Origin of the sequence: Sphingomonas sp. 2R-10 (genome assembly GCF_030062225.1) — a bacterium.
Classification (GTDB): Bacteria; Pseudomonadota; Alphaproteobacteria; order Sphingomonadales; family Sphingomonadaceae; genus Sphingomonas.
On record NZ_JASCXF010000032.1, the window covers coordinates 1 to 20,591 of the forward strand.

18 protein-coding genes are annotated in these 20,591 nt (G+C 67.4%); 6 read left to right on the forward strand and 12 right to left on the reverse strand.

Features of this window, described 5'->3' with window-relative positions; genetic code table 11:
- Positions 1-754 precede the first annotated feature (754 nt).
- Positions 755-1,612, forward strand: a complete 858-nt coding sequence (purU, locus tag QLH51_RS14640) for a formyltetrahydrofolate deformylase (RefSeq protein ID WP_125660631.1) — start codon at positions 755-757, stop codon at positions 1,610-1,612.
- Here purU and QLH51_RS14645 read toward each other — a convergent pair.
- The 8 genes from QLH51_RS14645 to QLH51_RS14680 all read right to left on the reverse strand — a co-directional run bounded on the left by QLH51_RS14645 (position 1,602) and on the right by QLH51_RS14680 (position 8,298).
- On the reverse strand, positions 1,602-1,856 hold the full coding sequence (locus tag QLH51_RS14645) for a hypothetical protein (RefSeq protein ID WP_125660634.1): 255 nt from the start codon (positions 1,854-1,856) through the stop codon (positions 1,602-1,604). The genes purU and QLH51_RS14645 overlap by 11 nt on opposite strands.
- Complete coding sequence (locus QLH51_RS14650) at positions 1,853-2,326, reverse strand: hypothetical protein (RefSeq protein ID WP_206429196.1); 474 nt, start codon at positions 2,324-2,326, stop codon at positions 1,853-1,855. The genes QLH51_RS14645 and QLH51_RS14650 overlap by 4 nt, the downstream gene beginning before the upstream one ends.
- Positions 2,323-2,565 carry a hypothetical protein gene (locus QLH51_RS14655; protein WP_125660637.1) on the reverse strand — a complete coding sequence of 81 codons (243 nt, stop codon included), beginning with the start codon at positions 2,563-2,565 and terminating at the stop codon, positions 2,323-2,325. The genes QLH51_RS14650 and QLH51_RS14655 overlap by 4 nt, the downstream gene beginning before the upstream one ends.
- Positions 2,566-2,798: 233 nt before the next feature.
- Positions 2,799-5,003 (reverse strand): aldehyde oxidoreductase molybdenum-binding subunit PaoC, encoded by a 2,205-nt coding sequence (gene paoC / locus QLH51_RS14660; RefSeq protein ID WP_125660640.1) that lies wholly within the window; start codon positions 5,001-5,003, stop codon positions 2,799-2,801.
- Positions 5,000-5,953 (reverse strand): FAD binding domain-containing protein, encoded by a 954-nt coding sequence (locus QLH51_RS14665; protein ID WP_125660643.1) that lies wholly within the window; start codon positions 5,951-5,953, stop codon positions 5,000-5,002. Before QLH51_RS14665 ends, paoC begins: the two co-directional genes overlap by 4 nt.
- Entirely contained in the window at positions 5,950-6,576 is a 627-nt protein-coding gene (gene paoA / locus QLH51_RS14670) for an aldehyde dehydrogenase iron-sulfur subunit PaoA (RefSeq protein ID WP_241217962.1), read from the reverse strand. The genes QLH51_RS14665 and paoA overlap by 4 nt, the downstream gene beginning before the upstream one ends.
- Positions 6,577-6,590: 14 nt before the next feature.
- Positions 6,591-7,757, reverse strand: coding sequence for a (R)-mandelonitrile lyase (locus tag QLH51_RS14675; protein ID WP_125660646.1), 1,167 nt, complete (start codon positions 7,755-7,757; stop codon positions 6,591-6,593).
- A 28-nt stretch (positions 7,758-7,785) separates the two neighbouring features.
- Positions 7,786-8,298 (reverse strand): nuclear transport factor 2 family protein, encoded by a 513-nt coding sequence (locus QLH51_RS14680; protein ID WP_206429197.1) that lies wholly within the window; start codon positions 8,296-8,298, stop codon positions 7,786-7,788.
- 367 nt (positions 8,299-8,665) lie between these two features.
- On the opposite strand from QLH51_RS14680, the gene QLH51_RS14685 reads away from it, so the two are divergent.
- On the forward strand, positions 8,666-9,559 hold the full coding sequence (locus QLH51_RS14685) for a LysR family transcriptional regulator (protein ID WP_125660649.1): 894 nt from the start codon (positions 8,666-8,668) through the stop codon (positions 9,557-9,559).
- A 165-nt stretch (positions 9,560-9,724) separates the two neighbouring features.
- Here the strand turns inward: QLH51_RS14685 and rhaT are convergent, their stop codons facing one another.
- The gene (gene rhaT, locus QLH51_RS14690; RefSeq protein WP_125660652.1) at positions 9,725-10,780 is read right to left on the reverse strand and encodes an L-rhamnose/proton symporter RhaT; all 1,056 of its coding nucleotides are present in this window, start codon (positions 10,778-10,780) and stop codon (positions 9,725-9,727) included.
- Entirely contained in the window at positions 10,777-11,715 is a 939-nt protein-coding gene (locus tag QLH51_RS14695) for a DUF4861 family protein (RefSeq protein WP_125660655.1), read from the reverse strand. The genes rhaT and QLH51_RS14695 overlap by 4 nt, the downstream gene beginning before the upstream one ends.
- A 317-nt stretch (positions 11,716-12,032) precedes the next feature.
- On the opposite strand from QLH51_RS14695, the gene QLH51_RS14700 reads away from it, so the two are divergent.
- Genes QLH51_RS14700 through kduI form a run of 3 tightly spaced genes read left to right on the forward strand, consistent with a single transcriptional unit; the run spans position 12,033 to position 15,290 of the window.
- The gene (locus QLH51_RS14700; RefSeq protein ID WP_125660658.1) at positions 12,033-13,298 is read left to right on the forward strand and encodes an MFS transporter; all 1,266 of its coding nucleotides are present in this window, start codon (positions 12,033-12,035) and stop codon (positions 13,296-13,298) included.
- A 1-nt stretch (position 13,299) separates the two neighbouring features.
- Positions 13,300-14,454, forward strand: a complete 1,155-nt coding sequence (locus QLH51_RS14705) for a glycoside hydrolase family 88/105 protein (RefSeq protein WP_125660661.1) — start codon at positions 13,300-13,302, stop codon at positions 14,452-14,454.
- 2 nt (positions 14,455-14,456) lie between these two features.
- On the forward strand, positions 14,457-15,290 hold the full coding sequence (gene kduI, locus QLH51_RS14710; protein WP_125660664.1) for a 5-dehydro-4-deoxy-D-glucuronate isomerase: 834 nt from the start codon (positions 14,457-14,459) through the stop codon (positions 15,288-15,290).
- Between the two features lie 13 nt (positions 15,291-15,303).
- Here the strand turns inward: kduI and QLH51_RS14715 are convergent, their stop codons facing one another.
- Both QLH51_RS14715 and QLH51_RS14720 read right to left on the reverse strand, forming a co-directional pair.
- Positions 15,304-16,578, reverse strand: coding sequence for a BNR repeat-containing protein (locus QLH51_RS14715; RefSeq protein WP_125660666.1), 1,275 nt, complete (start codon positions 16,576-16,578; stop codon positions 15,304-15,306).
- Positions 16,579-16,643: 65 nt separating this feature from the next.
- Positions 16,644-19,544 (reverse strand): TonB-dependent receptor, encoded by a 2,901-nt coding sequence (locus QLH51_RS14720; RefSeq protein ID WP_125660669.1) that lies wholly within the window; start codon positions 19,542-19,544, stop codon positions 16,644-16,646.
- Between the two features lie 108 nt (positions 19,545-19,652).
- On the opposite strand from QLH51_RS14720, the gene QLH51_RS14725 reads away from it, so the two are divergent.
- Positions 19,653-20,363 carry a FadR/GntR family transcriptional regulator gene (locus QLH51_RS14725; protein ID WP_125660672.1) on the forward strand — a complete coding sequence of 237 codons (711 nt, stop codon included), beginning with the start codon at positions 19,653-19,655 and terminating at the stop codon, positions 20,361-20,363.
- Positions 20,364-20,591: the final 228 nt, after the last annotated feature.

Genomic DNA, 20,591 nt, shown 5'->3' on the forward strand with positions numbered 1-20,591 from the left:
GTGTCTGGGCGAGGGCGGGTGCGGCGCAGAAGGGCAGCGGCGCCAGCAAGGCCGCGGCACGGGCAAATTTGAACACGATCGATCCCTGTTATGTTGTAACGTGCCCTTGCGGTCGTTTTCACGGGCTGTCAATCGCGCCCGGAGTCGCCATGGATCATCGCCGTTCCGCGCCGGATGCGCCCCGGCGGCGTACCGCGCCATCGGCATGTTTCGCCAGCAGCGCGCGTCGGGTCGTCACCGGCGTTCATCGGGTCGATGTCGTTCGCCGCTGCGTTCGGCCGGACGCCGTGCCGTTCAACGGGTCGGCGGGGCATTGCGGAACCATGGTCGCCGTGTCGATGCCGGGGAGCGTTCGGTCGCTAGGTGTTTGATCCACGCATATTGAACCGGGCGCCATCCCGGCGAAGGCCGGGATCTCCCGGTGGTAGCGCGCAGCAGGAGCCGATGGAGACCCCAGCCTTCGCTGGGGTGACGTTTCCATACGGATGGATCAAACTCTATAGCCTGATGGCCTCGAACGGAGCCGTTCGTCCTGAGTAGTCGCTGAGCTTGTCGAAGCGGCGTATCGAAGGACTGTGGTGATGCTTCGATACGGGCCTTCGACAAGCTCAGTCCCTACTCAGCACAAACGGTTCTTCCTGATGTCATTTAACACCCGGCGTTTCTTCGCCGCGGGGCGGGCTTCGGCGCCGTCCGGCCTTGCGGATCGGTGCCGGCCATGGTTCATCCGCCCGTCTCCAGCCAAGGCCGCGCCATGTCCGACCGTCTCCATGTCCTGACCCTGTCCTGTCCCGACCAGCCGGGGATCGTCGCGCGGGTGACCGGGCTGTTGTTCGATCATGGCGGCAACATCCGCGAGGCGGCGCAGTTCGACGATGCCGAGACCGGGCGCTTCTTCATGCGGGTCGTGTTCACCCTGCCCAATGCGGCGGCGGGCGACCTGGACGGGCGCTTTGCCGGACTGGCGCAGCGCGATGGCATGACGTGGTCGATCCGCCCGGCCGATCGTGCGCGCCGGGTGCTGCTGCTGGTGTCGAAGTTCGACCACTGCCTTGCCGACCTGCTCTATCGCTGGCGGATCGGGGAGCTGGCGATGGAGGTCGTCGGCATCGTGTCCAACCATCCGCGTGCGGGGTTCGACGGGATCGACCTGGGCGGGGTGCCGTTCCACCACCTGCCGGTCACCCCCGCGACCCGTGCGGCACAGGAAGCGGCGATCAAGGCGGTGGTCGATGACAGCGGCGCCGAACTGGTCGTGCTGGCGCGATACATGCAGATCTTGTCGGACGATCTGGCGGCGTTCCTGTCGGGACGGTGCATCAATATCCACCACAGCTTCCTGCCCGGGTTCAAGGGTGCCAAGCCCTATCACCAGGCCCATGCCCGCGGGGTCAAGATGATCGGCGCCACCGCCCATTACGTCACCGCCGACCTCGACGAGGGGCCGATCATCGCGCAGGATGTCGAGCATGTGTCGCATGCCGACAGTCCCGAGACGCTGGTGCGCAAGGGGCGCGATATCGAACGGCGCGTGCTGGCGCGGGCGGTGCGCCATCACCTTGCCGACCGCGTGCTGCTGAACGGCGCCAAGACGGTGGTGTTCACCGACTGAAGCGCGCCCGCACCGCCCGCAGCCGCGCGGCGTGGATCGCCATCGCCGTGTCGGCATGGCCGCGCCACTGCGCCCGTATCGCCTGACCCACCCGCCGACCATGGACCATCAACGGCAAGCCGAGCAGGGCGGGGGGCAGCAGCATGACGGCCAGCGCCGATCCGTCGAGCTTCACGCACAGCGCGGACGCCCCGCCGGTCAGCAGCATGCCGCCTGCCCGCCATGACCAGTCGCGCCGGGTCACCGGCGGCACCCCGGGGCGGCGTCGTCGATGACTGCCTTACCCGCCGCCGCCAGCAGCGCGGCGTCGTGCGGCGCGCGGCACAGCACGATATCCGCCGGAAACGCCGTTTCCTCGCCCAGCGCCGCTGCCATGTCGACGCAGTCGAAGCGATAGCCGATTGCCGGATCGGCGTGGCGCAGCGCGGCGGCCCGTGCCCGGCCGATCATCGCCGGGGCACCGTCGATGCCGCGCACCTCGATCGCGGTGAAGCCGATCGCGCGGGCATAGCGCGCCGCCTCGATCAGCAGCGTGCCGCAGCCGCAATCGGCATCGACGATCCGCACCGAACGCCGGTGCCGCAGCCGCAGCCCGTCGAGCGTCGCCGCGATCCGCGCCCAGCGCGGGTCGGCGCGCGGGGCGCGGCGGACCGGAACGGCGGGCCGCGGCACGACCGGATGCCCGGCAGGGCGCGGCTGCGGCAGCGCATTCATCGCTCGGCCCCCAGCGGTTCGAACGACACGCGCGGCACCAACGGTTCGGCGGCGCAGCGCAGGACCGCGCGATACACCCGGCATTCGGCCGCCGCGAACTGCATCGCCGCGCCGCGCGACACGAAGCGGCCCTCGAGCATGCCGTGGCTGTCCTGCACCAGCCAGTGGCCGGCACGGTCCTGTCCTACGAAGATGGCGGTCCCGCGTTCGTCGGGTTCCGGGTCGGGTTGGTACGACATGGGCGTCGCAAGTCCTCGCATGATCGGACGTCCGGCGTCCGCCCCGACCAGCTACGCATCCCTCCATAGGCTTTCGAGATCGATTCCGGGAAAGCGCATAGCGGCGGCGTAGCGCAGCGCATGGTTGGCCCCGGCCGGGGGCGCAAGGCTATCCGGGACGGCAGCCTGACCGGCGTTTGGCGCGTGCGAAATCGACCGCATGGTACGGCGCGAGAACCGCTGCGCACCCTGCATCACACGATCTCCGGCAGCTTCGCCAGATGCTTGTCGAGGGTGATCGGATATTCCCGGACCCGGACCCCGGTCGCGTTGTAGACCGCGTTGGCGATGGCAGGGGCGACGCCGGAAATGCCCAGTTCGCCCACGCCCTTCGCCTTCACCGGCGACATGGTGGGATCGGTTTCGTCGAGGAAAATGACCTCCTGATGCGGGATGTCGGCATGGACCGGCACTTCGTATCCGGCGAGGTCGTGATTGACGAAGAAGCCGAAGCGATTGTCGACGGCCAGTTCTTCCATCAACGCCGCGCCTGCGCCGCCGACCATGCCGCCGATCACTTGGCTGCGCGCGGTGACGGGGTTGAGGATGCGTCCGGCCGCGCAGACGGCGAGCATCCGGCGGATGCGGATTTCGCCGGTATAGGCATCGACCGCGACTTCGCAGAAATGCGCGCCGAAGGTCTGTTGCGAGAAGCGCTGCGACAGGTCGCCATATTCCATCTTGTCTTCGGCGGTGATCGCGCCGTCCTTCGCGGCCCGGGCGAGCGGGGCCCGTCGGTTGCCCGAGCGCACCTCGCCGTCGACGAACTCGGCGTCGGCGGAGTTGAACCCGAGCTTCGTCGCCACCGCCTCGCGCAGTTTGACGCACGCGGCATAAGCACCGGCGGTGGCCGATGCGGCGCCACCCTGTCCGCCACCCCCGAAGGCTTCGGGGAAATCCGAATCCGCGAGCTTCACCACGACGCGGTCGAGGGGCACGCCCATCATCTCGGCGACCGTCTGGCCGATGATGGTGTAGCTGCCCGTTCCCATGTCGGTCATGTTGCTCTCGACGGTCACGAGCCCCTTGCCGTCGAGCGTGACACGCCCGCCGGCCGGGATGATCGGCGCGCCGCGGATCGCGGCGGCCATGCCCATGCCGATCAGCCAGCGGCCTTCGCGGCGACTGCCGGGCTTGGGGTTTCGTTCCTTCCACCCGAAGCGTTCGGCGCCGGTGCGCAGGCAGGGGACGAGCTGCCGGATCGAGAAGGGGCGCGGCGTCTGGCCTTCGTCGCCGGGGACGACCTGCGTATCGTTGAGGACGCGCAGCTCCACCGGGTCCATCCCCAGCTTGTCGGCCAGCTCGTCCATCGCCACTTCGAGCGCCATCAGGCCCGACGCCTCGCCCGGCGCGCGCATCGCATTGCCTTCGGGCAGGTCGAGCGTCGCGAGCCGGGTCAGGTTGAGACGGTTGGCCCCGGCATAGAGCAACTGCGTCTGCGCAGCCGCGATCTCCGGACCGCCGCCGGGCAGATTGCCCGACAGGGTTTCGTGGCCGACCGCGACCAGCCTGCCGTCGCGCCCCGCCGCCAGACGGACCCGCTGGATCGTGGCCGGGCGATGCGACGTATTGTTCGGCATCAGCGGGCGCGGCAACGCCACCTTCACCGCCCGGCCGACCGCGCGCGCGCCGAGCGCGGCGAGGATCGCGTCCGAACAGACGCTGCCCTTTCCGCCGAACCCGCCGCCGATATAGGTCGCGACGACGCGAATCCTGTCCTGCGGGATGCCCAGCTTGTTGCCCAGATCGCGCCGCGCCCAGCCGACGATCTGCTGTGCCGACCATATCGTCAGGTGGTCGCCATCCCAGCGCGCGATCGTGGCGTGCGGCTCCAGCATCATGTGGCTGTGGTCGGGCGTGGTGTAGGTTTCATCGACCTTCACCGGAGCCGATGCAAACGCCGTGTCGAAGTCGCCGATGCGAATATCGGGCTGGCGCTGATGCGGCTTCGCTCCTGCGCGTGCGGCGGCAAGGTCGAACGCGCCCTGTTCGCGCGCATAATCGACGCGGATCAGCGAGGCGGCATGGCGCGCCTGCTCGAAGGTTTCCGCGACGACCAGCGCGATCGCCTGATGGTAATGCTCGACCTCCGGCCCGGTGAGCGGCCTGGCGACGTAGAACCCTCCCGTCTTGATCGGGCCGGCATTATCGGCCGTCACGATCGCGAGGACACCCGGCGCGGCCCTGGCCTCGCGCACGTCCATCGACGCTATGCGGCCCTTGGCGATGCCCGCGCCGACGACATAGCCGTAGGCGGCGTTCGGCGCGGCCGCATGGTTCTCATAGGAATAGACCGCGCGCCCGGTCGTCTTCAGCGGTCCCTCGATGCGCGGGTGCGGCTTGCCGACAACCGTTTCCCGGTCGATCGGGTTGGTGCCTGCTGGCGTGTCGAACTTCATGCTGACTTGCCCTCCGCGATGGTGGCTGCAAGCGCCCGCGTCGCGAGCGGTATCTTGAACGCATTGTCGTCGGTCGGGCGGGCGTTCGCGAACGCCCTGGCCGTCACGGCAGCGGCCCCTTGGACCATCGCTGCGTCGGCCGCCTCGACCCGCCACGGTTTGTGCGCGACCCCGCCGAACGCCACGCGTCCGCTCCCGTCCTTCTGGATCACGGCCGCGACCGAGACGAGCGCGAAGGCATAGGATGCCCGGTCGCGAACCTTCTCATAGTGGTGCGTACCGCCCAGCGGCCGGGGCAGCGTCACCGCCGTAATCAGTTCGCCCGCCTCCAGATTGTTGTCGAGGTGGGGCATGTCGCCGGGCAGGCGATGGAAATCGGCGATCGGGATAGCGCGGGTCGTGCCATCCGCCTTGACCGTTTCCACGGTCGCATCCAGCACGCGCATCGCGACGGCCATGTCGCCGGGATAGGTGGCAATGCACTGGTCGCTCGAACCGATCACCGCGAGCTGACGCGAATAGCCGCCGATCGCGGCGCAGCCCGACCCCGGCTTGCGCTTGTTGCAGGGCATGTTGGGATCGTAGAAATAGGGACAACGGGTCCGCTGCAGCAGGTTGCCCGCCGTGGTCGCCTTGTTGCGAAGCTGGCCGGAGGCACCGGCCACGATCGCGCGGGTCAGCACGCCGTAATCGCGGCGGACGCGGGTGTCGGCGGCGAGCGCGGTGTTCGTGACCAGCGCGCCGATCCGCAATCCGCCATCCGTCGTCGGCTCGATCCGGTCGAGCTTCAGGTCCTGTACGTCGACCAGATGCCGGGGCGTCTCGATTTCCAGCTTCATCAGGTCGAGCAGGTTGGTGCCCCCGGCGAGGAACCTTGCTCCGGGCTGACGGGCCACAGCGGCAGCGGCTTCCGCGGGCGTCTTCGCGCGCTCATAGGTGAAGGGCTTCATGCGCTTGCTCCCGCAACGTCGGCCATCGCCTCGGCGATGTTGGAATAGGCGCCGCACCGGCAGATATTGCCGCTCATCCGTTCGCGCATTTCGATGTTGGTCGGCTGCGGTCGCGCGGAAAGATCGGCCTGCACATGGCTCGGCACGCCGCGCCTTATCTCGTCCAGCACCGCGACGGCCGAACAAATCTGGCCCGGCGTGCAATAGCCGCACTGATAGCCATCATGCCGGACGAACGCGGCCTGCATCGGGTGGAGCTTGTCGGGCGTGCCCAGCCCCTCGATCGTCTTTACCTCGTCTCCTTGATGCTGGACGGCGAGGCTCAGGCAGGAATTGATCCGCTCGCCGTTCACGATGACGGTGCAGGCGCCGCATTGCCCGTGATCGCAGCCCTTCTTCGTGCCGGTGAGTTGCAGATGCTCGCGCAGCGCATCGAGCAGCGTCGTGCGCGTGTCGAGATTGAGGTCACGACGCGTGCCGTTGACGGTGAGCGATACCGGCATGGTCGCGGGCGCAGCCGATTTTGCGGGCTGTGCTTCTACGTGCGGTGCCGCCGCCAGCGCAGCCGCTGCGGCGCTGCCGGCGAGGACACCGCGCCTCGACATTTCCAGCTCGGTCATCATCGCCGTCTCTCCCGTCACAACTTGTCGTAAACGTCGTCGGCGACCGGTTCGAGCCACGTCACGGACGTACCGTCCTGCGCTTCCGACACCGCCACATGGGTCAACGCGCTATCGCACGCCGCGCCGTGCCAGTGCCTGACGCCCGGCGATATGAACACGGTGTCGCCGGTCGCGATCGGCTTCGCGGCCTCGCCGTCGACCTGGACCCATCCCCGCCCGTCGGTGACGATCAGCAATTGGCCCAGCGGATGCGTGTGCCAGTTCGTATGCGCGCCCGGCTGGAACGTCACCGTCGCACCGCCAAGGCGGGCATCGCCGGTGGCTTTGAAAGGCGACGCGACCGATACGCTGCCGGTGAAATACTCGGCGGGGCCGGATTTCGGCTCCTGACCGGGACGGATGACCTGAACCTGTGACATGACGGCAATCTCCTTGTTGGCGAACACCTTGCCCGCGACGCCGATGGCGGCGTTCGCCTTCGGCCACCCTGCGTAGAACGCGAGATGGGTCAGGGCCTCAACGATCTGCGGCTGCGTCAGCCCATTTTCGAGGCCATATCGGACGTGGAAGGCGAGCTGGTCGCCATCACCGCCTGCGGCGAGCGCGGCGATGGTGACGAGGCTGCGGTCGCGCGGCGACAGGTCGGTGCGCCGCCACAAGTCGGCGAACACGACGTCGTTGGTAAGCTGCGCGAGCTTGGGTGCGACCGGGGCGAGCGTCCGGTCGACGGTCGCGGCACGCGCGGGATCGGAGCCGGGGAGCGGCGCGGTGGCCGGAGGCAGCGTGCCAAGCGACTTCAGATCGACATGGCGTGCGGCAAACACCTTCTCGACCTCGTTCAGGGCCGACACGGCGTTCGGCCACCCGGTATAGAAGGCGAGTTGCGTCACCATGCCCGCGACCTCGGACGGCTTGAGGCCGTTATCGAGGCCGCGACCGAGATGGCTCGTCATCTGCGCGGTCTTGCCCGTGGCGATCAGCACCGACAGGGTGACGATGCTGCGGTCGCGCGGGGCCAGCTCGGGACGCACCCACACGTCGCCGAACAGCACCCGGTCGGTATAGCCGGCAAGTGCCGGCGCGATCGCCTGCATGTTCTTCGGCGCGACCGACGGACGCTCCTGCGCCTCGACCGGCACGGCCATCGCCAGCACGGCGGCAGTTGCGGATGCGACCTTCATCGTTTCGTCTCCCATCCTGACCTCCGATTCAAATCAATTGCTGCCGGCGCTTGCCTTCACCGGACGGACGAGGCGCGAGAAGGTGAGCTGGGTCAGGCGCCATTTGCCGGCCTGCCGGTTGTAGATTTCCGTGACCATGAAGGGATTGGTGACGGTGCGACCGCCTACCACGGCTTCCAGATCGAGGTCTTCCAGCACGATCGTCGCCGAACACGCGCACGTCCACCGCATGGATCGAGGCCTTCTTGTACCAGATACCGCCGCTCTGGATGGTGGCCAGTTCCACCGCCTTGCCCCACGTTCCGCCCATGTGGGTGAACATGGCACGGTCGTCGAACAGCGCCGCCAGCGGGTCGACCTTCCTGTCCGCCATCCAGACCCATTTGGTCTTCGACAGGTCGATGATCTGCTGCTCGGTCGGGGTATGCGTCGCGGCGGTCCTGATCGTCTCGGTGGGCGGTGCCGGCGTCTGTTGCGCGAGTAGCGGCTGCAAGGGCAACATCGACAAGGCGACGGCACCCAGCAGGCCAAGCCGCGTCATTCCGTGGGTCGATCGGGTGTTCATCCAAAACTGCTCCCGCATGTAGTTGAAGAGGCGAGGCCGGTGCCGGGGCATCGGCCCGCGAATGACGAACGGCGCTCGGCGTTGGTCGAGCCACACCGCCTCCGCGCGATCCGTAGCTGGACCATCGCCATGGCTGGCTCCCATGCAACGAAGCCGAAGGGCGGATACCCCATGATCGCCGCGGCCCGATACGCGCGTCTGCATCGTCAAAATCCTCGTCCGGCCCGCCGGTCACGCCTCGGGCCACGATGATCGCAATGTAACCCGAAGCGGTTCTAAGGATTAGACAGGGTAAATCGCTTGGGTCTATGACATCATGTCATGAAACCCCCGGTGCCCCGACATGCAGCGTGAAGAGCTGGGCAATCTGGCCCTGTTCCTGGCCGTTGCGGAGGAGCGCAGCTTTACCAAAGCGGCGGCGAAACTCGGCATTTCGCAGTCGGCGCTCAGTCACACGATGCGCCGTCTCGAAGCGAAGCTGGGTCTGCGATTGCTGACCCGGACGACGAGGAGCGTCGCTCCGACCGAAGCCGGCGAACGTCTGATCGAGACCTTGCGCCCCGCCCTGGAGGACATCGGCGACCGGCTGGCATCGCTGACCGAGCTGCGGGAGCGTCCGGCCGGCACCGTCAGGATCACCTCCAGCGCCCATGCCGCGCGAGCCGTGCTGTGGCCGGTCACCGACCGGCTGACCGCCGAAAACCCCGACATCAATGTCGAGATCAGTATCGACAACGGCCTCGTCGATATCGTCAGCGACCGGTTCGACGCCGGCGTTCGGCTGGGCGAGCGACTGGATCAGGACATGATCGCGGTGCCCATCAGCCCCCGGCTGCGCATGGCCGCGTTCGCCGCACCGGGCTATCTGGACCAGCACGGAACGCCGCAGACCCCCTATGATCTGGCGGAGCACAATTGCATCAGCCTGCGGATGGCGACGTCGGGTGGTCTATATGCCTGGGAGTTCGAGCGCGACGGCAAGGAACTGAAGGTCAGGACGAAGGGGCAGCTCGTGTTCAACGACGCCGACATGGTCGTCGCCGCGGCGTTGGCCGGACGCGGTATCGCGTTCACGATCGAGGGGCATGTCGATCGCCACTTTGCCGCCGGATCCCTTGTCAGGGTTCTGGAGGACTGGTGCGAACCGTTCGACGGCTATTACCTCTATTACCCCAGCCGGCGACAACCATCCCCCGCCTTCACGTTGATGCTGGAAGCGCTGCGTTACCGCGCCTGATGCGACAGGTGGCGAACCTAGAGCCGATCGACATTCAGCCCTGACGGCCTGCAAACGGCGGTTCTGCGCGCTTCCGGTGCTCACGTACCGGTAGTACGCTGCGCTCCGGGTCACGCAAAACCACCGTTTTCGGCACGCCATCTTCTGAATGTCGATCGGCCCTGGTCACCCAACCATATTGCCGTAACCGATGACGATCGTGGCGAGGATCAGCAGCGCGACCCCGGCCCAGACCATGACGCGGGTGGCGGGCGCGGCGTCCTTCCACTCCTTCAGCGCGAAGCCCCAGAGCGTGCCGAAGATGATGATCGACGCCATGTGCAGCGTCCAGCTGGAAAAGCCGAACTTGCCCATCTGGCTCTCGCCCATGGTGTAGAAGAAGAACTGGAAATACCACGCCGTCCCCGCCAGCGCGCACAGGGCGAAGTTGCGGGCCATCGGCGCGCCTGCCGCCTTGCCGCGACCGAACCATTCGCTGCCGCTGCGGTTGCGGACGATCAGGATCGTACACCACACCGCGTTGGTCAGCAGCCCGCCGAACATGACGAGGCACAGCACCGGCAGCCCGGTCCACAGCGGCCCGGTCCCTGCCGCCGCCGACAGCGCCTTGATCGGTTCGCCCGCCGCGAGGCCGAAGGCGAAGCAGGCCGACATGATCCCGGCGAAGATCGCGACGGCGAGCCCCTTGCGGAAATCGAATTCGGCAACCGCCGCCGCCTTCTGTTCGGGGGACAGCGCCTGATCCTTCTTCGCGCCGGCCATGGCGACGACGACGATCCCGGCGAGCGTCAGGGCGAGGCCGAGCAGGATGATGTTGCCCGACACCGTGTCGAGCAGCTTGGCAGAGAAATCCCCGGCAAACAGCGGCGGGATCAGCGTGCCGAACACGGTACACAGCCCCAGCACGACCGCCATGCCCAGCGACAGGCCGAGATAGCGCATGACCAGCCCATAGCCCAGGCCGCCGAAACCCCAGAGGATCCCGAAGAAGATCGGCCAGAGCAACGTCGGCGAAGGTGTCGCGGAGAGGACGCCCAGCAGGTCGTTGGTCTGGATCGAGGCGAAGAACCAGGGTGCCAGGAGCCAGGAGAAAATGCCGCCGGTCAGCCAGTAGATCTCCCACGACCAGCGCTTCACCCCGCGATAGGGGACGTAGAAGCTGGCGGAGGCGAAGCCGCCGAGCCAGTGATAGAGGACGCCGGTCAGCGGATTGGGGGTCATCGGGTCTGGCCTGTTCGGGTTGCGGGCTGGAAGTCGAGCGGGGCGCGTCGCGCATGGTCTGTCCATGCCGCCGCCGACCGGAACCCGCCGACGCCGCGGCTCCACGCCGATCCGGCGTAATAGACGAAGGGGCGGGCGGGGACGGCGTTCAGCAGGATCAGGTAATTGTCCGCATCCTGACGGATATCGACGATCGCGGCGGGATCGACGCGAAGGGCGAGCCCCAGCGTGCCGTGGTCGGCGTTTTCGGGTCCCCAGAGCGCGATCAGGCCGCGGGCGCGGTCGATCGTCACCGTCGGATTGTCGCCGCCCGCGCGCTTCGACAGGCCGATGCCGATCGTCAGCGGACCCGCCCGGTCCGAGCGGATGGTCGATTCCATGCGCGTGAAATGGGTGCCCATCGGCAGGCTGAAGCGCCGCGTTTCCCAGACCCGCCGACCGACATCGACCGGCCATGGCGCATAGTCCACTTCGAACGATGCGACCCGCCCTCCGGTCCGGAGGATGCGATGGGCGACGAAATTGCGCGAAGTCCACAGCTTGTTGTCGAACCAGATGCCTAGGCCGCCCATGCCGCGACTGCTGCCGACATGGTAGAAATCGATACCCTCGCCATGAAAGGCGTGCTGGTCGCCGGTGCGCAGTTGCCGGTCCATGAACGGCCGTGCGACATTCTTTCCCCAGGCGTCGATGCCCGAGCCGGACGGCGGCTCGACCGCTTCGAGCGCATGGCCGTAGATGCGGTGCGCCGTCCGGTCGTTTTCCCACAACAGGTCGTCATGGCGATAATCGGCGAGGATCACGCGCGCGCCCGGCGTCCGGTCGGCGGCGGGTGGTTCGGGCAGGGGGCCGACGACCGGCGGGAGCGGTGCATCCTGCCCCGGCGCGGCGGCGGCTGCGGTCAGGAGAGCGAGCAGGGCGATCGATCGGCGCATTCGGGTGGGTCCCTGCGGGTTGAGGGCCAAGCGTAGCGCGAAAGAATTGATAGGACAACTGGTCGCGTGCTGCCTCCATGCTGTTCGATGTCAGCGGTGGTCGGAATGTGATGACTTTGGCGTGCAGGAATGGTCGATCAGCCGGGGCGGAGCAGGACGACAGGACGAACCCGATAGGGCGGCGCGCGCGGTCGCAGCGTCCGCCGCGTTTCCATTCTTTCGGGGAGCGGTTGACAGTGCGGAAATAGTTATCCTACCAATTATGGCGACCGGAACGATCCGGTGGGGAGGGTGCCGTGACCGGAACGAGCAGCACGATGGCGACCAGAGCCGGATCGTATCGCTGGACGATCTGCGCCCTGCTGTTCGCCGCGACGGCCATCAACTATATCGACCGGCAGATGATCGGCGTGCTCAAGCCGCTGCTGCAAGCCGACCTGGGCTGGAGCGAGCGGCAATATGCCGACATCGTGTTCTGGTTCCAGGCGGCCTATGCCATCGGCTTCCTCGGCATCGGCCGGTTCATCGATCTGGTCGGACCGCGTATCGGCTATGCACTGGCGTTCGGTTTCTGGACGCTGGCCCATATGGCGCACGGCATGGTCAACAGCGTCGTGCAGTTCGCGGCGGTGCGCTTCGCACTGGGGCTGGGCGAGTCCGGCAATTTCCCGGCGGGGCTGAAGGTCGTCGCCGAATGGTTTCCGCAGAAGGAGCGGGCGTTCGCGGTCGGCCTGTTCAATGCCGGGGCGAATGTCGGTGCGATCGTGACGCCGCTGCTCGTGCCGGCGATCGCGCTGACCTATGGCTGGCGGATGGCGTTCATCGCGACGGGCGCGTTCAGCATCGTGTGGCTGGTGGCGTGGGTCGCGATCTATCGCCGGCCGCGCGAGCACGTCCGGGTCGGCGCGGCCGAGCTGGCGCTGATCGAGAGCGATCCGATCGCGCCGGCCGGGCATCTGCCGTGGCGGCGGCTGTTCGCGCGGCGCGAGACCTGGGCCTATGGAATCGCCAAGTTCATGACCGATCCGATCTGGTGGATGTTCCTGTTCTGGCTGCCCGATTTCCTCGGCAAGCGCTATGGCCTCGACCTGAAGGGCTACGGCCCGCCGCTGGTCGCGATCTATGTCCTGTCCGATCTGGGCAGCGTTGCCGGCGGATGGATGTCGTCGCGGTTGATGGCACGCGGCCGCAGCGCGAACGTGGCGCGCAAGCTGACCATGCTGGTCTGCGCACTGGCGGTGCTGCCGATCGTGACCGTGCAATATGTCGACCATCTGTGGGGCGCGGTGTTGCTGATCGGCCTGGCCACCGCCGGGCATCAGGCGTTCTCGGCCAACCTGCTGACGCTGCCGTCCGACCTGTTCCCGCGCGCCGCCGTCGCGTCGGTGGTCGGCATCGGCGGCACGGCGGGCGCGATCGGGGGCATGCTCATCGCGCAGTTCGTCGGCCATGTGCTGGAGGCGACCGGTAGCTATGCTCCGATCTTTGCCGTAGCGGGCAGCGCCTATCTGCTGGCGTTGCTCGCCATCCATCTGCTCAGCCCGCGTCTGACCCCGGTGCATATCCCCATTGTGGAGAAGTGAGATGAAGAGCGTATCGTTGTTGGCGCTGGTCCTCGCGGGGCTGCCGGCCGCGGTGCCGGCGCAGGCGCCGGCATCGGCCACCGCCCCGGCGCAGCAGCCGCTGGTGCTGGCCGAAAAGGTCGCGGGGTGGCAACTGGCGCGGATGGGCGACCTGTCGCAGGTGTCGCGGGTAACCGACGAGACCGCGCGCCCGCGCAGCTGGGAACAGGCGGTGTTCTGGGTCGGCATGACCGCGCTGGCCGATGCCGGGGCACCGCCCGCGATCGGGCAGGCGGTGCAGGCGATGGGCCGGCGCAACGAATGGCAACCGGGGCACCGGCCGTTCTTCGCCGACGATCATGTCATCACCCAAAGCTATCTATGGGCGGCGAAGCACGGTGCGGGCGCGGCGGCGATCGCCCCGACCAGGGCGACGTTCGACAAGGTGCTGGCGCAGCAGCCGCGCGTCCACCTGTCCTTCTACGTCCCGCCATCGGGTTATGGCGATACCGCCTGCCTGTCGCGGTGGTGCTGGTGCGACGCGCTGTTCATGGCGCCGCCCGCGATGCTCGAACTGGCGCGGCAGACCGGGGATGCGCGCTATCGCACCCATGCGATGTCCGAATGGTGGGCAACGACCGATTTCCTGTACGACGAACAGGAGAAGCTGTTCTTTCGCGACAGCCGCTTCTTCGAACGGCGCGACGACAAGGGGCGCAAGCTGTTCTGGTCGCGCGGCAATGGCTGGGTCTTTGCCGGCATCGCCCGGTCGCTGCCGCTGCTGCCCAAGGGGAGCGCCGACGCGGTGCGGATGACCGCGCTGTACCGCGCGATGGCGAAGCGGATCGCGGCGTTGCAGAAGCCCGATGGCTATTGGGCACCGTCGCTGCTGGCGCCGGAGGGTTCGCCGCCCGAAACCAGCGGCACCGGCTTCTTCACCTATGGCCTTGCCTGGGGGATCAATGCCGGGCTGATCGACCGGGCGGCCTATGAACCGGTCGTGCGGCGGGGCTGGGCGGCGCTGGAACGCGCCGTGCAGCCCGATGGCAAGCTGGGGTATGTGCAGCAGGTCAGCGACCGGCCCGAACAGGTCGCGGCGGGCGATACGCAATATTACGGGGTCGGTGCGCTGTTGCTGGCGGCGACCGAGGTCGCCCGGCTGAACGGCAAGCGTTGAGCATGTTCGAACGGACCTATCACCCCACGCACCCGGCGATGATGGCGGGGGCGAGCAACGCCGATCTGGCCGGACAGCACCGGATCGACGACCTGTTCCGCGACGGCGAACTGGTGCTGGTCTATTCGCATGGCGAGCGGTTCGTGATCGGCGCGGCGGTGCCGGGTGCGGGGTCGCTGCGCCTGCCCGACCAGACCGAGCCGGCGAGCGCCGCCGGGCTGCCGCTGCTCGACCGGCGCGAGCTGGGGGTGGTGCAGGTCGGCGGACGGGGAACGGTGACCGTCGACGGCGTGGCGACGATACTCGATGCCTGTGAGGCGCTGTACGTGCCGATGGGCAGTCGCGAGGTGACGTTTTCGGGGGAGGGCGCGCGCTTCTTCCTGCTGAGCGTGCCGGCGCACCGGGCCTTTGCGTTGCGCAAGGTCAGCGCCGCCGACGCGCCGCCGATGCGACGGGGCGATGCCGCGACCGGCAATGCGCGGACGATCCATCAACTGATCCTGCCGCACCGCTGCGCCAGTGCGGCGCTGTGTCTGGGCATCACCATCCTCGATCCGGGCAGCGTGTGGAACACCATGCCGCCGCACGTTCACGACCGGCGCAGCGAGGTGTACCTGTATTTCGGGCTGGGGCCGGGCGAGCGAGTGATGCACTATATGGGCCGGCCCGACGCGATGCGGCATATCGTCGTCGGCAACGAACAGGTCGTGCTGTCACCGCCATGGTCGGTGCATATGGGGGTGGGCACGCGCGCCTATGGCTTCGTCTGGGCGATGGCGGGCGAGAATCTGGATTACGAGGATATGGACGTCGCCGACGTGGCGACGCTGCGATAGGGGCGACGCGCCGTCAGGGCAGGACCAGCCGCAGCGTCGTCGGTTCGGGAATGTCGCTAGTCGGCAGGTCGCGGTGCGGGGGACGGGTCGGCCACGCGATCGCCGCGCCATCGGCCTCGACGGTGTTGAGCGTCATGCCGGGCGGGGTTGCGATCATGGGCGCCAGGCGATCGGCCAGCGTCGTGCCGGGGCGTTCGGCGACCCGCCCGAGGGTCGCTTCGTCGACGATCAGGTCGATCGGTGCGTTGTCGCGGCGGACGCGGATGCGCATGCGGCCGGGCGCGTCGGGGACCGCGCCCTCGACGAACAGGCGACTGTCGAGCGAGCCGCCGCCGCCGAAATCCCAGCGGAAACCGCGCCAGTCGCTGGCCTGTGCGATCCGCCAGCCCTTGCCTTCGAAGCGGGCGAGGAAGATCTGGGTGGATCCGTCGGCGACGAATTTGTGATAGGTGATGATCGGGCGGCGCTGGCGGTCGAAGCCGATCACGGTGTTGTTGTTGATCATGCCGGCGCGTTCGGGAACGGGATCGACGACCTCGGCGGCCTTCAGCGTGATCGGTAGCGCGAGCGGCGTGCCGTCGGCGCGGGTCCAGTAGATCAGGTCGCGGCTGACGGCATAGGACAGGTCGTGGTTGGTCGCGGCATCGGGCGTCTCGCGCCATACCCAGGCGAGGTGGAAGCGCCCGTCGGGACCGAGGGTCGGGCCGACGAAATAGGCGTTGCGCCGTCCCTCGCCATCGGCGAGCGGGGTGGCAAGCAAGGCGCTCCAGCGGCCGGTCGCGGCGTCGTAGCGGTTGTAGATCTCGTTGCCGTTGCCGCTGCCCCCGTCGCGATACTTGAAGGCCAGGCCGCCTGCGGCATCGGTCAGGAAGACCGGATAGGTCATGCGCCGTTCGCGCGACGCATCGACCATCGTTGGAATACGGGCTAGGGTGCGCGGATCGCCCGGCCGCGTCGTGCGGTAATAGACCAGCGGGTCGTTGTGCAGGTTGGCGACGACATGGATCTGGCCCATGCGATCGACGGCGGCGGCGACATAATTGTGGCTGTCCCACCCGGTCCAGCTGTCGAGCCGGTGATAGACCCAGCTGGCGCCGTTGTCGCGCGCGCGGGTGGCGACGGTCAGCTGCCGGTTGGCATCGTAATAGGCGATGACCATCTGCCGCTGCGTCGTGACCAGCGCGAACCGGCTGTAATGCCCCGACCAGACGCGGTCGATCGCTTCGAGTTTCGGCGGCGTCGGTTGCGCTGCGACCGGCGCGGCGAAGAGCAGGGCGGCAAGCAGCATCACGGACTCCGGGCAAGGGGGCGGCGGCGCGGCGCGAACGCCGGCCGCCGTCAGGCTGGGGGATATCAGAACAGTGCGCGCACGCCGAACTGGAAGGTGCGGCCATCGAAATCGGCACGGCGCGGTTTCAGCGGATCATTCTCGTATTCGATGCGCTCGGCATTGGTGATGTTGAACGCATCGACGGTCAGCGACAGCCGCGCGTTGAGGTTGAGCGAGGCCGATGCATCGAGCTGGCCGCGTTCGCGCACCTGCCGCGCCGCGCCGGCAAAGGTGCCGCCCGCCGCGAGGTCGTATTTGCTGCGGTAGTTATAGGTCAGGCGCAGCCCGAACAGCGGCGTTTCGTAATAGCCGATCAGGTTGCCGGTATGCTTCGACACGCCCGGCAGGATCGCGGCGCTGCCCGACGCGGTGCGGCCCGAGACCTCGGTATAGGCATAGTTGATGCCGCCGCCCAGACCGTTCCACGGCGCGGGCAGGAAGTCGAGATTCTGCTGGATCGAGAATTCGACGCCGCGCACCGTGATCGGATTGGCGGAGTTGATGTTGCCGTTCACCACCACCTGTACCGGCTGTCCGGCCGACACCAACGTCGTCGACTGGCAGGTGTCGCCGACCAGTTGCAGCGGGCCGAGGCCGAAGCCGCCGCCATCACTCGGGCAGAGCCGCGTCCGGTCGGTCTCCGGCGCGATCAGCCCGTCGATCCGCTTGGTGAAGGCGGCGAGCGAGATATTGCCGCCGGGCCGGTTGTAGAATTCGAGCGAGACGTCGAACGAATCCGCGGTGAAGGGTTCGAGATCGGTATTGCCGAGCGTCACGTTGAACAACGTGCCGCTGCCCGAAATCACCGTGGCCGGCGATACCTGCCGCGGCTGTGGCCGGACGAAGGAGCGGTAATAGGCGCCGCGCAGGATCAGCCGGTCGGTCAGGTCGGCGGCGACCAGCGCCGAGGGCAGCCATTCGCCATAATCATTGTCGTCACGCCGCGACGACGGCACGCCGCGCAGATATTGCGTCGACAGGATGCTCGACCGGGTATGTTCGTAGCGCAGTCCGACATTGCCGCGCACGTTGATACCGGCGACCTCCCCCTCCAGCTTGCCCATGGCGTAGGCGGAGGCGATATCGTTGGTGATGTCGAAGTTCAGCTGGCCGACGCCGCCATCGGCGGTGTTGTTCACGAAGCCGTTGCCGGTCAGCGTCTGGCCGGGTTGCAGCGTCACCGGCTGCAACTGGCTGCGGAGCAGGTTGAAATCGACCGTCTGCCAGTTGCTGTTATAGCCATCGACCTTGTTGCCGAAGAAGCGGTCGGCGAACGGGCTCTGGACGATGATCGCCGAGGTCAGGTTCTGGCTCTGCACGCCGAACACGGTCGAGCGGAATTGCTGCGAACTGAAGCCGGTGCGCTCGGCCCGGACCCCGGCCTGGATGCTGCGCAGGAAGCCGGTGCCGAAGAAGCGTTCCACGTCGCTCTGCCCGGCATAAAGATCGTTGCGCGCCACGGCCTCGCTACCCGCGACGATCAGCACGTCGCCGGTGGCATTGCGGAGCTGGTTCGCATCGAGCACCGCGAACGGCCCCGGCGTGAACACGATGGCGGGGGAGGGGGCTATGGTCGCGCGATAGTCGGCGATATCGGCCCCGCCCGATGCGATGCTGCCGCTGGTGCCGTTGCCACCGGCCCGGGGCAGGCGGCGGAAATCGAACTGGGTCTGCAACACCGAATTGCTGGCATCGGAATAGGAGAAGGTGGTCAGCAGCCGCCAGTCGTCATTCTTCCACCCGATATCACCATACAGGCCGAAGGCGCGGACCTGCGACGGTTCGGAGCGGTAGGAGCCGAACACGCGGGCGTTCGAAAAGTCATAGGCGTTGATGTAGCGATTGCCATCGGCCAGCGTGAACACGTCACCGGTCGGGTTCACGACGGTATTGCCGTCGCGCATGTCATATTCGTTCAGGTCGGTATTGGCCTGCTTGTAGTCGCGCCGGGTATAGATGCTGTTGAGCGACAGCGTCAGTTCGGGCGTCGCCGCATATTCGAGGCCACCGGCCAGCGACAGGCGATCCCCCTTGTTGGTCTTGACGAACTGCCGCACGTCGGAGGGGAACAGGACGTTGCCGGTGGCGCCGTAGCGCGCGGCGTAGTTCGGCGTCGTCGTCCGCGAAAGCGGGGTATACTGGTTGAACGAGATCGAATCCCGCCGGAAATTCTGTTTCGACCACGCGCCTACCGCATAGACGCCGAGCGTGTCGTTCAGGAAATGCTTCGAATAGCTGCCGGTGAACGACGGGACCACCGCCTGCGTCAGCGCTTCGTAGCCGGCCATCGCCTTGACCGACAATGCGCCGTCGGCACGGGCAAGGGCGCGCTGGATCTGCAGATCGACATTGCCGCTGATGCCGCCAGGCAGTTCGGCGGCGCCGGGCGATTTCACGACCACGAACGCGCTGAAGATGTCGGATTCGAACGCACCGAGCGGGCTGGACCCGTCGAGCACCGGATCGGCGAAGCTGTTGCCGTTGATGGTGGTGCGGGCATAGGTGCCGGGCAGGCCGCGCACGTTGATCGTCGCGTCGCGGCTCTCCGCCTCGCGATTGATCTGGACGCCGGGCACGCGCTGCAATGCTTCGCCGACGTTCAGGTCGGGAAAGCGACCGATGCCGTCCGAGGAGATGCCGTCGGTGACGCCGACCGCGCGGCGCTTGGCCTGTAGCGCATTGGCGTAGCTCTGGCGGATGCCGGTGACGACGATCTCGCCCTCGCCACGGGCGCCTTCTGCCTGAGCGATCGCAGCGTCGGCGACCGGATCGGTGCCGGTCACCGGGCTGGGCGGACGATCGGTCGGCGAGGTGGCTGGTTCCTGTGCGGTGGCCTGTGCCTGTACGGCCGCCGGCAGCGCGGCGACCAGAATGGCGGCGGCGGTGCCGAGCAGCCGCAGCCGCCCGGTCGAAATGAACTCCATGGTTCCTCCCCTGTGTAGTTGCACCGAGTCGTAGTACAACTTTTCCGGCCTCACAAGATAGGTACTACAAATCTTGCGAACTTTGCATGGATGGGGTAGGGCGGTATCATGGTGAGCGTTTCTCTCGCGGACGATCTGTTCCGCAAGCTACATGCCCAGATCCGCTCGGGCGCGATCGGTCCGGGCGACCGGTTTCCGACGCAGCGCGAGATTGCCGAGCAGGAGCAGGTGAGCCGGACGGTCGTGCGCGAAGCGGTCGCCCGACTGACCGCGCAGGGGCTGACGGTCTCGCGCCAAGGGTCCGGGGTCTATGTCGCGCCCGATGCCCGGTACGAGGCGTTTCAGGTCACGCGCGACGATCTGCTGGAACTGACCGAGGTCGTGAAGCTCCTCGAGATGCGGCTGGCGATCGAGACCGAAATGGCGAGTCTCGCGGCGCAACGCCGCAGCGATGCCGATATCGCCGCGATGCGCGCCTGTCTGGCGGCGATTGTCGATGCCGGCGAAGATATGGTCGCCGCGGCGGAGGCCGATGCGGCGTTTCACCTCGCAATCGCAGAAGCGACCGGCAACAGCTATTACGAGCGGCTGATCGAATTCGTCGGCGTGCGACTGGTGCCGCCACGGACGCTGGTGTTGCGTAACCAGTCGGTCGCAGCGCTCGACGCGTATTCGCTCACCATACAGCAGGAGCATGATGCGATCCTGAACGCCATCGAACTGGGTGATGGCGAAGGCGCCCGGTTCGCCGCACGCCGCCATATCGCGAACAGCATCGTCCGCCACAGCCGAACAATGCACAAAGAACATGAGGGCTGATTGGTAGGATAAGATCCGCCGAAACCCGGCGCTTGCGATGTCGCCGGTGCGAGCGGCACGGACGCCGGAAGCGGGGTGACCGCGTGGGGGATAGGTCGAGCCGGGCCCGGTCGGAGCAACGCTGTTCGGCAGCGCGCGAGGCCGGTCGAAGGTTTGGACGAATAACATGCTCCCGCCGCAGCTTGCGCATGGCCGGCGGGCGTCATCGGGTTCGATCGACTCGGCAGC

Excerpts from the sequence above, each read along its gene's own strand:
- QLH51_RS14680 (WP_206429197.1), bottom strand. The coding sequence starts at position 8,298 with ATGACGCGGCTTGGCCTGCTGGGTGCCGTCGCCTTGTCGATGTTGCCC.
- QLH51_RS14675 (WP_125660646.1), bottom strand. The coding sequence starts at position 7,757 with ATGAAGGTCGCATCCGCAACTGCCGCCGTGCTGGCGATGGCCGTGCCG.
- rhaT (WP_125660652.1), bottom strand. The coding sequence starts at position 10,780 with ATGACCCCCAATCCGCTGACCGGCGTCCTCTATCACTGGCTCGGCGGC.
- QLH51_RS14695 (WP_125660655.1), bottom strand. The coding sequence starts at position 11,715 with ATGCGCCGATCGATCGCCCTGCTCGCTCTCCTGACCGCAGCCGCCGCC.
- QLH51_RS14700 (WP_125660658.1), top strand. The coding sequence starts at position 12,033 with ATGGCGACCAGAGCCGGATCGTATCGCTGGACGATCTGCGCCCTGCTG.
- QLH51_RS14715 (WP_125660666.1), bottom strand. The coding sequence starts at position 16,578 with ATGCTGCTTGCCGCCCTGCTCTTCGCCGCGCCGGTCGCAGCGCAACCG.
- QLH51_RS14685 (WP_125660649.1), top strand. The coding sequence starts at position 8,666 with ATGCAGCGTGAAGAGCTGGGCAATCTGGCCCTGTTCCTGGCCGTTGCG.
- QLH51_RS14725 (WP_125660672.1), top strand. The coding sequence starts at position 19,653 with ATGGTGAGCGTTTCTCTCGCGGACGATCTGTTCCGCAAGCTACATGCC.
- QLH51_RS14650 (WP_206429196.1), bottom strand. The coding sequence starts at position 2,326 with ATGAATGCGCTGCCGCAGCCGCGCCCTGCCGGGCATCCGGTCGTGCCG.
- kduI (WP_125660664.1), top strand. The coding sequence starts at position 14,457 with ATGTTCGAACGGACCTATCACCCCACGCACCCGGCGATGATGGCGGGG.
- purU (WP_125660631.1), top strand. The coding sequence starts at position 755 with ATGTCCGACCGTCTCCATGTCCTGACCCTGTCCTGTCCCGACCAGCCG.
- QLH51_RS14665 (WP_125660643.1), bottom strand. The coding sequence starts at position 5,953 with ATGAAGCCCTTCACCTATGAGCGCGCGAAGACGCCCGCGGAAGCCGCT.
- QLH51_RS14720 (WP_125660669.1), bottom strand. The coding sequence starts at position 19,544 with ATGGAGTTCATTTCGACCGGGCGGCTGCGGCTGCTCGGCACCGCCGCC.
- paoC (WP_125660640.1), bottom strand. The coding sequence starts at position 5,003 with ATGAAGTTCGACACGCCAGCAGGCACCAACCCGATCGACCGGGAAACG.
- paoA (WP_241217962.1), bottom strand. The coding sequence starts at position 6,576 with ATGATGACCGAGCTGGAAATGTCGAGGCGCGGTGTCCTCGCCGGCAGC.
- QLH51_RS14655 (WP_125660637.1), bottom strand. The coding sequence starts at position 2,565 with ATGTCGTACCAACCCGACCCGGAACCCGACGAACGCGGGACCGCCATC.
- QLH51_RS14705 (WP_125660661.1), top strand. The coding sequence starts at position 13,300 with ATGAAGAGCGTATCGTTGTTGGCGCTGGTCCTCGCGGGGCTGCCGGCC.